The following is a 12,075-nucleotide window of genomic DNA, read 5'->3' as shown; positions in this document are numbered from 1 at the left end:
TGCTATTTCTGCTGATTCTTCAGCAATCCGTTCGAACGGTAAGATTCCAGCGTCTCTCTGTTGGATTCTCCCCATTCTTTCATTTGCAAAACAATCGGTTCAAGCGTTCGACCAAATTCCGTCAGAGAGTATTCAACCTTGGGAGGCACCTGATGGTAAACCTCACGATGGACGATGCCGTCCGCTTCCAGCTCCCGAAGCTGAAGGGTAAGCATTCTTTGGGTGATACTCGGACAGATTCGACGAAACTCATTAAACCGTTTCTTGCCATCTATCATGTGATAAAGAAGGATTCCTTTCCACTTTCCACCAATCACATCTAATGTAAATTCAACTGGACAGCCTTCTTTGTTCGGGTATATATTCTTTTTTTCACTCATACTTAACCCTCCAATAGTACCTTTTTTGATACTACATCACATTTCGCAACTAAGCTACCCAGTATTTTACACACCTTTTCTTTTCAGCTCAAAGAAAATGCTTCTTATTCACATCAATTTTTACGGGTTTGTATGATTACACCTGCAGCAAGACGTGTTAAACTATATAAAGATTACACTACTTAAAAAAGGATAAGGAGCTATCATGGAAAAGATACTTATTTTCGGACACCAAAACCCAGACACAGATACGATTTGTTCTGCGATTGCTTATGCTGATTTGAAAAACAAACTCGGCTTTAATGCTGAGCCAGTCCGTCTTGGACAAGTCAACGGCGAAACACAATACGCACTTGACTATTTCAAACAAGAAAGCCCGCGTCTTATTGAAACAGCTGCAAACGAAGTCAACGGCGTTATCTTGGTTGACCATAACGAACGCCAACAAAGCATCAAGGACATTGAAGATGTTCAGGTTCTAGAAGTGATCGACCACCACCGCATCGCTAACTTTGAAACAGCTGAGCCGCTTTACTATCGTGCTGAGCCTGTAGGCTGTACGGCTACAATTTTAAACAAAATGTACAAAGAAAATAACGTAAAAATTGAGAAAGAAATTGCCGGCCTTATGCTCTCTGCGATCATTTCTGACTCACTGTTATTCAAATCTCCAACTTGCACAGACCAAGACGTAGCGGCAGCAAAAGAGCTTGCGGAAATCGCTGGCGTAGATGCTGAAGAATACGGCTTGAACATGCTGAAAGCTGGCGCTGATTTAAGCAAAAAAACAGTGGAAGAGCTGATTTCTCTTGATGCGAAAGAATTTACACTCGGCAGCAAAAAAGTCGAAATCGCACAAGTGAACACAGTAGACATTGAAGATGTGAAAAAACGCCAAGCTGAATTAGAAGCAGTGATTTCAAAGGTTGTGGCTGAGAAGAACCTTGACCTGTTCCTTCTTGTCATCACAGACATCTTAGAAAATGATTCACTTGCCCTTGCGATCGGTAACGAAGCAGCGAAAGTAGAAAAAGCGTTCAACGTTACATTAGAAAACAACACAGCCCTTCTTAAAGGCGTTGTTTCTCGTAAAAAACAAGTCGTTCCTGTCTTAACTGACGCAATGGCTGAATAATAAAAAAAAGCATCCCGCCGTCGGGATGCTTCATATTACTGACAAAATCCTAAGACGGTTTATCGTTTTAGGATTTTGTCATCTTCTGCGTGATTGAAAACCCTTGAAGACTAGGAAGGACGAGCATCGGAGCACAGCGAATGTTGGAATTCGTGAGCACCGAAGCGCAGGCCTGACAACAAATGCGAGGGTTTGTCGACACGCTGAAGCATCCCGCCTTCGGGATGCTTTTTCTTATTCGCCAAGCTTTTCAATCTGGCCCATCACGTCAGTAATTTGCTTTGCATTTTGGACAAGGTCTGACTGCTCCAATTCTTCAAGCGATACCTTGCCTTCCTCCACTTGTTTCAACAGAGCTTCAGCACTTTTCTGCAAGGTTTCGTTATGCTCCTGAACCGTTTGATGAATCTCCGCCGCGGCATCAGGCGGTGTTAATTCATTAAAATCAGCGGCAGCCTGCTGAATCGACTCAAGCTGTGCTTTAAGTTTTTCTTTCGCCTCACTGTCATGTACAGCTTGCTCAGCCAATTCAGGCGCCTCCTCTGCAAATGTCTTCACCTTCTCCACATAGCCGGCAGCTTCACTTGTATAATTCAATCCGTCATTCACCTGATCAAGCATGCCACATCCGCCTGCACTCAAAAGCCCCACTCCGGCAAGAACAGTCAAAATGATTTTCATCGTTAGCCTCCTCATCGCTTCTTCTTCATTTTTTCTTTTAAGATCGGGATCAATTTCTCTTTTGCTAACGGCAGCCCTTTCCTCACCAATTCTCGCTTCAGCCACTTTTTCAGCTTAGACATCCTGACGCTCCTCTCCCTTTTTGATAAAAATGAAAAAAACTCCACCGATTTGGTGAAGTTCCGAAACAAAAAGACCTTCACCAAATCAGATTTGGCAAAGGTCTCGCTAACAAATAAGATTGCCAGCAAAGCCGAGGACATCTTGCCCCGTAATGACGACTTTACTGTGAAAGCTACTCCCCTTTGGAGTGTTCATTTTTATTACTTTCATTCTAAAGCACCGGGCTTTTCCAGTCAAATTCCTGCTGTCTGTTTACGCAAAAGTACACTGTGGTATTTAAAATTTGAATGGTATTTCCATCAGGAGATCATGCTATGACAGAGGAGGTTTTCATCATGAATCAAGAGCGAGTGAAACGGCCTGGACATACCAGATGGTACATATCTTCGTTGCTCAGCGGCATTATTATTCTTAATTATTTTGACCGAGTGGCCATCTCTGTAGCGGCCCCTGCGATACAAGATTCGTTTCATCTTACAGCAACCGAACTCGGCATCGTGTTTTCCATTTACACTTATTCCTATACACTGATGCAGCTGCCCGTCGGAAGTTTATTAGACCGGTTTGGTGTGGCATGGGTCACGAGGGTTGGAATGACAATATGGAGCTTTTTAACGATCCTTCTTGCTTTTTTGCAAGGAAAATTGCTGTTATATTTGTTCCGTTTTCTCATTGGGCTGACGAGCGCATCTGCGTTCCCTGCCGCCTCCAAGGCAACCGCTCAATGGTTTCCTCCAAGTGAGCGGGGATTGGCAAACTCACTGTTTGATTCGGCCGCGAAGTTTTCAAACGTGATCGGCGCTCCATTGGTTGCCTTTCTTGTTACTACTTTTGACTGGCGTGTCGCTTTTTTGACGATTGGTTGCATAAACGTGTTGTTTACGATCTTTTTCTGGCAGTATTATGAGCAGCCTGAACGGCACAAACGCATTTCCAAAAGTGAGCTCAACTATATTCAAAGACACAATTCAATTACAACAGAGCAAATCCCTTACAAAACGGGTCCGCTTTTAAAAAAGCTTTTCTCCAACCGGAAAGTATGGGGCTTAATGATCGGATTTACAGGGTACGGCTATACATTCAACCTGCTGCTCACCTGGCTTCCGACTTTCTTTAAACACACATACGGAATGGATCTCATGTCGTCCGGTTTATTTACAGCCGTACCATGGCTGATCTCAACCATTTCCGGAATTGTGGTCGGGGGCTGGCTCGTCGATTACTTTATTAAGAAAGGTTATTCTAACACCAAGGTGTACCGAACCGTGATCATTGTCGGAATGAGCTTCGGCTTTTTCTTTTTAGGCTCGATTCTGACGAACAATATCACAATCGCGATAATCTGTATTTCAATCGGCCTTGCCGGTATTTCTGCCACCGCTCCAGTCGGCTGGTCCATCTCCGCAGAGCTGGCGCCGATCGGTTCCGTGTCCATGCTAAGCTCCATGGTGAACCTGGCAAACAACCTGTTTGGAGGCATTATCGCTGCTTCACTGACAGGGTATTTGGTTGATGTGACAGGTTCCTTTACGCTCAGCTTTCTGGTTGCCGGCTTTGTATTGCTGCTCGGGCTGATTTTTTACGTGTTTGTGTTAGGGGATGTAAAAAGGATTAAGTTGGAGTAAAGAGTGCTTGTGTGCAAGCACTCTTTTCATTGATCATTAAAAAAAGAGCCGTCAGCTTTGAAACGGCTTCTCAGGATTCTATTCAGACTATATCCCATTCTCTCCGTGTTAAAATAACATCATTTTTATCCTTGACTCCAACCAAAGGTAAGGCCTCATAGTGAAAGAAGAAAGAAGGAATTGGATTGTGAAATTAACAGTAAAAGAACTTTCCCAGATTGCGAAGGAGACATACTCCCGAATTACGTATGGATGTGGAACTAGTACTTTGTGTCTCCCAGCATTAAACCGATAAGGACATATTCTGATGTCGTCATACAGATTCATCGGAGTCACCTTCCCTAGGTCAGCTGAATGAATTATTATATGCAGGAATGGCACACCGAAGACATATCTGGACGCTAAACACCAATTAAATCCGTACCATATGAATTATCGATTGCACAAAGCCACTCGCCTTGCGCATTCTTCTTAAACACATAGGTCGCCCTTCTTTCCATCGCATATTCGGAATTCGTTTTTTCCGAATCAAGCAGTGTCTGAGAAAGAACGAGTACAATGTCGCCTGCTTCCAACATGATCATATCCCCTTGTGTCGGGACCATATGATGATTGAAATAGTCCGCGATCGCCATAAACGCCTTTTTGATTTCTTCTTTGCCTCGTGCGATCATGCCGGGCTTCACAACTAAAATGGCATCTTCCGTGTAGTAATTCATTAGTGTATCAAAATCTTCATTTTTGATTGCCAAATCACATGCAGAGATGATGTCTTTCACTCGCTGTTCCAAAAGGATCCCCCCAATCATTCATGATTGGATATATTATACATCGTTTGACCCGCTAGAACCGTGAAAAAATGAAAATTATCCCTATTTCCTGTATAATCAAATAGAATATCTAACAAAGTTCCCAAGTGAAGGGGTGGACGATATTGACTGCGGAAATAACGTTGCATGAAAGTATACATTATGATTTAAGCGTGGATTGCCAGCATTGCTTTGGCCTATGCTAGCAGAACAGCCTCGAAACCCCTTTTCTCGGAGGTCTTTATGTATAGAACATTGATAGTTTGATTGTAAGTTGAGGCAAGGCGTGCCCCCGTCTTTATCAAAAGCAAAATCAGCTGATTTCGCATAAGGCAAGTCGTTTGATTAACATATAGAATAAAGCGGATCAAAGGTTTCAGCCTGTATGGTTTTTCCCCCGCCGCAACCTATGTCCAACATAATCAGATTCTTTTCTAATGGTAACTTCTCAAAAGCCCATTGATTCATTCCAGTATGGGCCGTATTCATCATCCGTAACATAAGTGAACCTACACAGCCACTCGGTTTTTTGGCTTGTTCTATCAATCTGTTTAAGATTCTCAACTTTCCACGTCCCATCTCAAAAAAAGAATTTCTGTAAAAACAGCTTTAGTATCACAATTGTGTTATATTACATATTTTGTTTTTTCTTTTATTCCTTATTTCACCTTTTACTCTATCATAATTCCTTTACCCCCTATATTTTAACACATAGCTTTTATACAATTTTTCGTTATAAAGAATTTCTCCGCCATGTGAAGAGCATATGAGCGTTGGTTTGATTTCATCTATGATTGCACCGCTGTCGATGTTCTCATTCATATCAACACTGAATCTTCTGATAGGCGGGTGCAGGTTTTCCTTACTTGTGATAAAAAGATCACCTGATAATAGAACATGATCGACTTCATGATGGTACGCAACATGCCCCGGGGAATGTCCTGGTGTTAGATAGGATTTCAGTGGCAAGTGAGCAAGCGTTTGCTCCGTCAGTGGCTGGACTCTATAAGCTACCCTTGTATTCTCCAGTTCATTATTGTTCGGATAAGGCGCTTCCCCATTGATATACTTGAGTTCTTTCTGATGGGCATAAATCGGAATATTAAATCTCTCTAACCATTTTGATGCACCTTGAATATGATCGCTGTGACCGTGGGTAAGCAAAATGGCTTTAGGGTTGCCAAGCGCTAGAGCTGCCCTGATTTGAGAATCAGCAAAACGTTCTATTCCCGTATCAATGATATAAATATCATCACCATCTTTTATAAACCAAATATGAACCGGAATACGAAGAGGCACATCAAGCTCAAATTCACATTGAAAGACATGTTCTGACAGTTGTCTCAAGTTCATGCAAACCACTTCCTTTGAAAATTTTTGATACCATTACTCTAATACAAGTAAATCGAATATATAATGACGCACATTTTTGTAACTTACATTCTGAAGTGACAAATATCAGAAACTGGTTATTTGGCGCTTGCAATGCAAAAGTAAAAAAGGCTTGTCCCGTGGAAATGACGCTGCATATTATCGGCGACAATGGAAAGGAATTTTCATCGATATCCTGTCTCACACATCACTCAGATTTAATGAGCTGAAACGATTCATACCACGCATTACACAAAGAATGCTGACGCTGCAGCTAAGAGAACTGGAAGCAAATGGCGTTGTGAAGAGAAATGTAGAGAATACTGTCCCCAAGAAGGTGGAGTATTCTCTGACAGAACTAGGTGAAAAGCTTTCTCCAATTATTGCATCCATGAGGAGATGGTGAAATGAATTTATGAGTAAAAATGAATGAAAATAACTTTATAGATTTTACAGAAACAGAGGAATTTCCTTTTAAGTGAACGGAACATTTTCAAGGTTAATTATCTTGAAAATGTTCCCACAATTCATGAATCAGAAGCCGGTTCTCGCCGACTCGGCTCGATATACTAATGTTGTCCATTAATAATCCCTTTTGTTCCCCTTCTTCACATATTGCCAATCCCGCTCTATGTTTTTCCTAACTCTATGAAGGAGTACAGAAATTGTTTCCTTTTCCTCAGCAGTAAAACCAGACAAAGCTACTTCCGTGGAATGTTCTCCTTCTCTTCTTAACAATGGATACACCTCTTTCCCTTTCTCAGTCGGGAACAACTTTTTTATTTTTTTATTTTGCTCATCCGGCAGTTTTTGTATAAATCCCTGCATTTCCAGCTTCTTAATGGCCCGCGCAGCTGTTGTTCGGTCCACTTTTATCATTTCCGCCAATTTTTCTTGAATAATTCCCGGATTTTCGTATATACGTACGAGATAGAGATACTGCCCTCTTGTTAAGTCCAAATCTTTAAATTCAATATTGCTTATGGAATCTAACGCTCTTGCTATCATGCCGATCTCACGCAAAATGTCATTCATTCCTAAAACCCCTCACATATTTTTGTTGTAAGTACAACAAAAGTGTTTTAACCTTACTAATATAAGACCACATGCATGCTGTACAGTCCAGACTAATATCAGAAAGGATTGATCAATGATGAATATAAAAAGAATAACAACAGAAACTGATTTACATGTTGCTCTAGATAGGAGAAGAATGGTATTCGTTGAGGAGCAGCATGTATCTGAATCGGATGAGTTCAATGAATGTGATACGATCCAAGAACAATGCCGGCATGTCTTGGTATATCATGAAAATCAGCCCGTTGGCACAGGCCGTGTGCGCATCGTTGACCATACAGCAAAGCTGGAAAGAATCTGCATTCTAAAACCTTACCGTAAGTACGAATTGGGAAAAGTCATTAGTGGAGAGCTAGAAAAAATCATGAAAGAAAAAGGAATAATTAAAATTAAGCTGCATGGACAGACACAAGCAGCAGGCTTTTATAAAAAACCTGAATTTATGGAAGACGGCATCCCGCACATTTTGATGACAAAAGAAATATCGCGGAATATAACATGAAATATAGTTATTACGGATTAGGCATTCTCATATTAAGTTTGGGCATTTCTTTAACGATACAATCAGGACTGGGCACATCCCCCTTCGATGCCCTGTTGGTTGGTCTTTCAGAAGAAGTCGGTCTTACCGTGGGAAGCTGGGAGGTCCTTATTTCTGTGATCCTCTTAATCTGTAACTCTATCTTAACGAGAAAAAAGCCTATGTTGCTGGGGTTAGTTACAGCATTCATTACTGGGGTAGGCATTGACCTATGGTTGTATGTTGTTAAAAACACCATTTACCTTAACGGATTGTTTAGCAGACTGATTTGTTTCGGAATTGGTTTGGTGTTCATCGGTCTTGGAACAGCCTTCTATCTTCAGACAACATTTGCATCAACACCTATTGATCATTTAACACTCATTATTCAAGATCTCTCCAAAAGAACAATTTTATTCTCAAGAACATTGGTATATGCTCTTTTCCTAGTATTAGCTATTATATGTAAAGGCCCTATTGGCATCGGAACCCTTTTAACTGTTTGTTTAGGAGGCATGATCCTTCACTTTTTTATGCCTTTAGTTGAACGGCGTTTTTATAAAATATAGATTGCTTTTAATAAAAAAAGAGGTTCACTAAAAGACCTCTTTTTTTCTATATTTGCTATATTAGTCAAACAGAAAGTGACCAGTGGCTGAATTGTCTAAAAGTATTATTAAGACTATTTCAAATGACTTACCATAGGATCATAAGTAAATGAAGCAGCATATCATCATCTCGAAAGTGTTTTATCGTTTAATGAGTACTGATAACTCGCCTTCAAATACTTTTTCCTCTTTTTGATTATAGGTAGCTAACAATACAGTAAGTATCCCTGTTTGACTTTTATTTGGTTTTTTATCAATAACCTCGACTCTAGCTCTCAGTTTATCATTTGGATAAACGGGTGCTAAGAATTTTATATTATTCATGCCTGTTCCAGCAATAATATCGTCTTCATGACATCCTTCTTCAATCCAGAGCTTAAAAGTAATGGCTAGTGTTTGTATTCCAGAAGCAATGATCCCATTAAACCTGCCCTTTTTGGCTTTCTCTTCATTCACATGCATGTATTGAGGGTCATATTCTTCTGCAAAATTCATGACATTCTCTTTTGTTACTTCGAAAGATTTAGTTTGAAAAACCTGTCCAATAGTAAATTCATCTAACTTCACAGCTACACCCCCTAATTTGTTATTCTAATTTATTGTTCATCACTTTACCCATTAATATTCTAACATATCCGAGACCTCGCGGAGATAATCCCCTTTGCAAGGCTGGCGTAAAGTCTCCATAACCTATAATTACAGGTGAACATTCCATGTTGAGGGCTGAAATCGTTACCACCAATTTTTGAATTTACTGATCTTCGGAATTCTCGGGCTTAACTTAAAGGAGAATAATGAAACTTTCTAAGACAAAAAAAGGACAACATATCGCTGTCTTTTTCATTACAAATTTCTTTTATAATATTTGTTCTATTATCTATACTGACTAGCCTCGGTTATCCTATTCACATTGGTGGCAAGTATCTTAGATTCTATCTAATGCAAGGTAAAATTAAATTAACAAAAAAGACAGTTCAGGACTTTGTAAAACAGGTTTTATTCCCAAGTTTAAGGAAAGCGATAAAAGTGAGTTTAAAGAGAGTTTCAAGAAGAACAATGGTTCCAATTCAGAGAAAGAAAGAGGATATGAATGAGTGCCTACAGATAATTTAAAATTGCGGTTATAACTTTAACCCTCACTGCCGGCATTAACATTAAGAAAAGGTATGTAGACTTAGGGCATCTATATTTTTGTTATATAACTACATAAATTAGTGTGAGTGCACTTAACTGTAACAATACTAAAATCACAGCAATAGATGGTAGATTTTTGCTTGTTTTATGAGGATAAACTTTATAAGCAATCCAATTACTAATCATCATAAATAAAAAAAGAAATATAAAAATAATATGTTTAGACATAAAAATTCATTTTCCTTTCTATAATATTGAACATTTGCCTAGTAAAAGTCTCTATAAAAACACTAAGCTATAAATGAATGTTGTTTAACAACACTTATTGCCAAAACAAATCAAGTGATTAATTATAATGTCAAATGCAATAGATGCCTCGTAAACGTTAAGTATTCACCTTGATAAATCACACGGCGATTACTTAATTTTTTCTGTTTGTATTTTTTGGTTTCTCATTGTTAAAATTGAGGCACAGATAACAAATATGATCTGTAAGGTGATTCCGATTACCAATGAATAGTTAAGACATTTTCTAGTGCAAAACCTGCTATAAAAGACCCTTCAGATAACATAATGAACAAGACTACATAGTTCATCCTCCACTTCATAATTTACAGCACCTTTCTTTCCATTATTGTACTACTGATCGCAATCAACTTAAAAATAACTAAAGAACAAAAATTAGAATAGTCTTTTAAAAGTTTGTAGCAGCTTTAAATTGAACGAATGATGTATAGTAATGATAATCAACCTTTACTATCTTTTTACTCAACATATATGCCTTTATAATTTTATTAAGTCAACTCTATCGGTATCATTATCTGTCTCTCCTACTTATTTTTAATATCATGATACACTCTCTCAAAAGTCTCGATTGGCAACGAAAACTTAGTTGTTTTCTCGTTACGATAATTGATCATTATATCAATTTGATTACCTATTTGCTCAAACTCAATAAGTGCATTTTCCCATTTATCTCTAATTGATATTATGCGATTTCCATTTTTCTTTTCCTTATAAATGTAATCCATTTTAACTCTCCCTTCATAATCAATAACAAAATTTTATGTTTTACTAAAAGGCTACGTTATCAATCGACAAAAGGTTTCAAAATAAGGTAATTATATCTAGTGTTTGGTTTATGTTCGTATAGTTACACTAAACGTGCTAATGTATTTGCTACATCATCATGCAATAAGATAAGCTATTATTGCCTCTATAGTTTTATTAAAGTTTAAAGAGCTTTCGAAGTATTGAAGTTTATACTTTTGGCATTCCTCCTTTATTCGGATACTATCTGTTTTCATCCTCTCTAATTCTGACTTGATCTGAACATGATCTAGATTTCTCAATCCGTCATTCTCTGTCATGCTAGAGTGAAACTTCATCTTTTCCACACTATTTTCTATATCTACTTCTGCTATTCCTATAAAACAGGTTTTAACATGCCCAGAATAGCGTTGCTCAAACTTTGTTACGTGACTAGGTATTAACTGTACACCTTCTATTATGTAATCTATTTTGTTCTCAACCATAGCTGTCATCAAAGGGTTGATTATCTTCCAGAGCCGCTGCCCATTAGTAAAATCACCATTAGTCGGGTGAATTCCCAATTCTGGTACCCCATTCGCGATCCCCATCATTAAATAGTCTAATGAGAAATAAGGAATTCCTGTTTCTGCTAACATTCTTTTTGCTGTAGTTGTCTTCCCACTCCTTGAAGAACCACCTATAAGATATAACATATTTCATCTCTCCTAAATGAATATGACAAGTTCGTATAGCTTTATCATGACGTATTATAATACATAAAGGAACAATGAGGTATAATGTTAAAAACAAGACCAAGCGATTAGCCATTTATTTAAGAAGGTCTCAAGACAATGATGCTTAGTAAATCCGACGAGTCTTTAAACCTCAAATAAATAAGTTAAAGAGAGACGAATTAATTTCACTACCTGTTAGTGAACCTATGCCCACTAACAATAAGCCCAATAGATTAATTATGAGAAGAGTAGAAGTCTCCATACCTACTCCGACACGCCCACAACTGGTACCTCTGCCTTCGAAATGCGAAACGCGAAAACAAGCAGTCTTGTCAGCAATGGTGGCTATTCGATATGCCATTGGTGGCAAGTTCGTATAGCTACACACAACGTGCTAGTGTTTCCATTCAGTTAATTCTCTTTGCTACATCTACTTTAAGAGATTATTGTTTCTATAGTTTTTAACAATTAAGGAGCTTTGTTTTTGCATTACTCTTACAATAAAACCATCTAAGCTTTGATTGTTCGATAAGAGTACCATTGAATCACCTAGCAAAACTACAATTGTACTGCGACTGTAGAATTTCCAGTTGCACTTCCTCTGCTTGCTCCCTTCAATCCTACATCTATACAAAAGCTATAATATTGCCTTGACAGTAGACAATTATAGTAAGTTAAAACAAAAAAGGATAACTATTTTTGTTATCCTTCCAGACTGTTGACAAAATAGTCGGATCTTTATGATCCGACCTATTTTTGTCCAATTTATTCTGTTTTTCGGTCGAATAGGCTGGCGAGTTGGTCCTTTCCAAGTCCAATTCGCCAGTTTTTTTAGATTCATGGCAG

12 protein-coding genes and 3 pseudogenes are annotated in these 12,075 nt (G+C 38.6%); 6 read left to right on the top strand and 9 right to left on the bottom strand.

The genetic code is table 11. From position 1 onward, the window contains the following. Positions 1-2 precede the first annotated feature (2 nt). Positions 3-380, bottom strand: coding sequence for a transcriptional regulator HypR (gene hypR, locus MOF34_RS18465; protein ID WP_268401247.1), 378 nt, complete (start codon positions 378-380; stop codon positions 3-5). 205 nt (positions 381-585) lie between these two features. Between hypR and MOF34_RS18460 the strand changes: the two genes are divergently transcribed. After that, a complete protein-coding gene (locus MOF34_RS18460; protein ID WP_268401246.1) occupies positions 586-1,515 on the top strand; it encodes a manganese-dependent inorganic pyrophosphatase in 930 nt (309 codons plus the stop codon). Between the two features lie 234 nt (positions 1,516-1,749). Here the strand turns inward: MOF34_RS18460 and MOF34_RS18455 are convergent, their stop codons facing one another. Then, complete coding sequence (locus tag MOF34_RS18455; protein ID WP_019716356.1) at positions 1,750-2,196, bottom strand: DUF6376 family protein; 447 nt, start codon at positions 2,194-2,196, stop codon at positions 1,750-1,752. Positions 2,197-2,633: 437 nt separating this feature from the next. On the opposite strand from MOF34_RS18455, the gene MOF34_RS18450 reads away from it, so the two are divergent. Then, on the top strand, positions 2,634-3,944 hold the full coding sequence (locus MOF34_RS18450) for an MFS transporter (protein WP_268401245.1): 1,311 nt from the start codon (positions 2,634-2,636) through the stop codon (positions 3,942-3,944). Positions 3,945-4,345: 401 nt separating this feature from the next. On the opposite strand, the gene MOF34_RS18445 is transcribed toward MOF34_RS18450, so the two are convergent. After that, a complete protein-coding gene (locus MOF34_RS18445) occupies positions 4,346-4,735 on the bottom strand; it encodes a YybH family protein (RefSeq protein ID WP_268401244.1) in 390 nt (129 codons plus the stop codon). A gap of 143 nt (positions 4,736-4,878) precedes the next feature. Here MOF34_RS18445 and MOF34_RS18440 point away from each other — a divergent pair. Then, a pseudogene (locus tag MOF34_RS18440) lies at positions 4,879-4,956 on the top strand (hypothetical protein); the annotation flags it as partial. Position 4,957: 1 nt separating this feature from the next. On the opposite strand, the pseudogene MOF34_RS18435 reads toward MOF34_RS18440, so the two are convergent. After that, positions 4,958-5,089: pseudogene (locus MOF34_RS18435) on the bottom strand (pentapeptide repeat-containing protein); the annotation flags it as partial. Between the two features lie 354 nt (positions 5,090-5,443). Beyond that, a complete protein-coding gene (locus MOF34_RS18430; protein ID WP_268401243.1) occupies positions 5,444-6,106 on the bottom strand; it encodes an MBL fold metallo-hydrolase in 663 nt (220 codons plus the stop codon). 104 nt (positions 6,107-6,210) lie between these two features. On the opposite strand from MOF34_RS18430, the pseudogene MOF34_RS18425 reads away from it, so the two are divergent. Continuing rightward, positions 6,211-6,530 (top strand): annotated as a pseudogene (locus tag MOF34_RS18425) (winged helix-turn-helix transcriptional regulator). 176 nt (positions 6,531-6,706) lie between these two features. Here the strand turns inward: MOF34_RS18425 and MOF34_RS18420 are convergent. Next, the gene (locus MOF34_RS18420) at positions 6,707-7,159 is read right to left on the bottom strand and encodes a MarR family transcriptional regulator (protein WP_268401242.1); all 453 of its coding nucleotides are present in this window, start codon (positions 7,157-7,159) and stop codon (positions 6,707-6,709) included. A gap of 118 nt (positions 7,160-7,277) precedes the next feature. Between MOF34_RS18420 and MOF34_RS18415 the strand changes: the two genes are divergently transcribed. Next, the gene (locus tag MOF34_RS18415; RefSeq protein ID WP_268401241.1) at positions 7,278-7,703 is read left to right on the top strand and encodes a GNAT family N-acetyltransferase; all 426 of its coding nucleotides are present in this window, start codon (positions 7,278-7,280) and stop codon (positions 7,701-7,703) included. Further along, positions 7,700-8,290 carry a YczE/YyaS/YitT family protein gene (locus MOF34_RS18410; RefSeq protein WP_268401240.1) on the top strand — a complete coding sequence of 197 codons (591 nt, stop codon included), beginning with the start codon at positions 7,700-7,702 and terminating at the stop codon, positions 8,288-8,290. Before MOF34_RS18415 ends, MOF34_RS18410 begins: the two co-directional genes overlap by 4 nt. Positions 8,291-8,470: 180 nt before the next feature. On the opposite strand, the gene MOF34_RS18405 is transcribed toward MOF34_RS18410, so the two are convergent. From MOF34_RS18405 to MOF34_RS18395, 3 genes are all read right to left on the bottom strand, one after another. Further along, a complete protein-coding gene (locus MOF34_RS18405; protein WP_268401239.1) occupies positions 8,471-8,896 on the bottom strand; it encodes a MaoC family dehydratase in 426 nt (141 codons plus the stop codon). A 1,397-nt stretch (positions 8,897-10,293) separates the two neighbouring features. Beyond that, a complete protein-coding gene (locus MOF34_RS18400; protein WP_268401237.1) occupies positions 10,294-10,494 on the bottom strand; it encodes a hypothetical protein in 201 nt (66 codons plus the stop codon). 156 nt (positions 10,495-10,650) lie between these two features. After that, positions 10,651-11,208: an adenylate kinase gene (locus MOF34_RS18395; protein WP_268401236.1), complete on the bottom strand. Its 558-nt coding sequence runs from the start codon at positions 11,206-11,208 to the stop codon at positions 10,651-10,653. Positions 11,209-12,075: the final 867 nt, after the last annotated feature.

It is taken from the genome of Bacillus sp. T17B1, assembly GCF_026796395.1.
GTDB lineage: Bacteria > Bacillota > Bacilli > Bacillales > Bacillaceae > Bacillus > Bacillus spizizenii_A.
The sequence above is the reverse complement of the archived record's forward strand: the minus strand, read 5'-3'. Positions and strand labels throughout refer to the sequence as shown.

Bases quoted from the DNA above. Each gene is read 5' to 3' on its own strand.
- hypR (WP_268401247.1), bottom strand. From the start codon at position 380: ATGAGTGAAAAAAAGAATATATACCCGAACAAAGAAGGCTGTCCAGTT.
- MOF34_RS18460 (WP_268401246.1), top strand. From the start codon at position 586: ATGGAAAAGATACTTATTTTCGGACACCAAAACCCAGACACAGATACG.
- MOF34_RS18415 (WP_268401241.1), top strand. From the start codon at position 7,278: ATGAATATAAAAAGAATAACAACAGAAACTGATTTACATGTTGCTCTA.
- MOF34_RS18400 (WP_268401237.1), bottom strand. From the start codon at position 10,494: ATGGATTACATTTATAAGGAAAAGAAAAATGGAAATCGCATAATATCA.
- MOF34_RS18450 (WP_268401245.1), top strand. From the start codon at position 2,634: ATGACAGAGGAGGTTTTCATCATGAATCAAGAGCGAGTGAAACGGCCT.
- MOF34_RS18430 (WP_268401243.1), bottom strand. From the start codon at position 6,106: ATGAACTTGAGACAACTGTCAGAACATGTCTTTCAATGTGAATTTGAG.
- MOF34_RS18455 (WP_019716356.1), bottom strand. From the start codon at position 2,196: ATGAAAATCATTTTGACTGTTCTTGCCGGAGTGGGGCTTTTGAGTGCA.
- MOF34_RS18420 (WP_268401242.1), bottom strand. From the start codon at position 7,159: ATGAATGACATTTTGCGTGAGATCGGCATGATAGCAAGAGCGTTAGAT.
- MOF34_RS18395 (WP_268401236.1), bottom strand. From the start codon at position 11,208: ATGTTATATCTTATAGGTGGTTCTTCAAGGAGTGGGAAGACAACTACA.
- MOF34_RS18410 (WP_268401240.1), top strand. From the start codon at position 7,700: ATGAAATATAGTTATTACGGATTAGGCATTCTCATATTAAGTTTGGGC.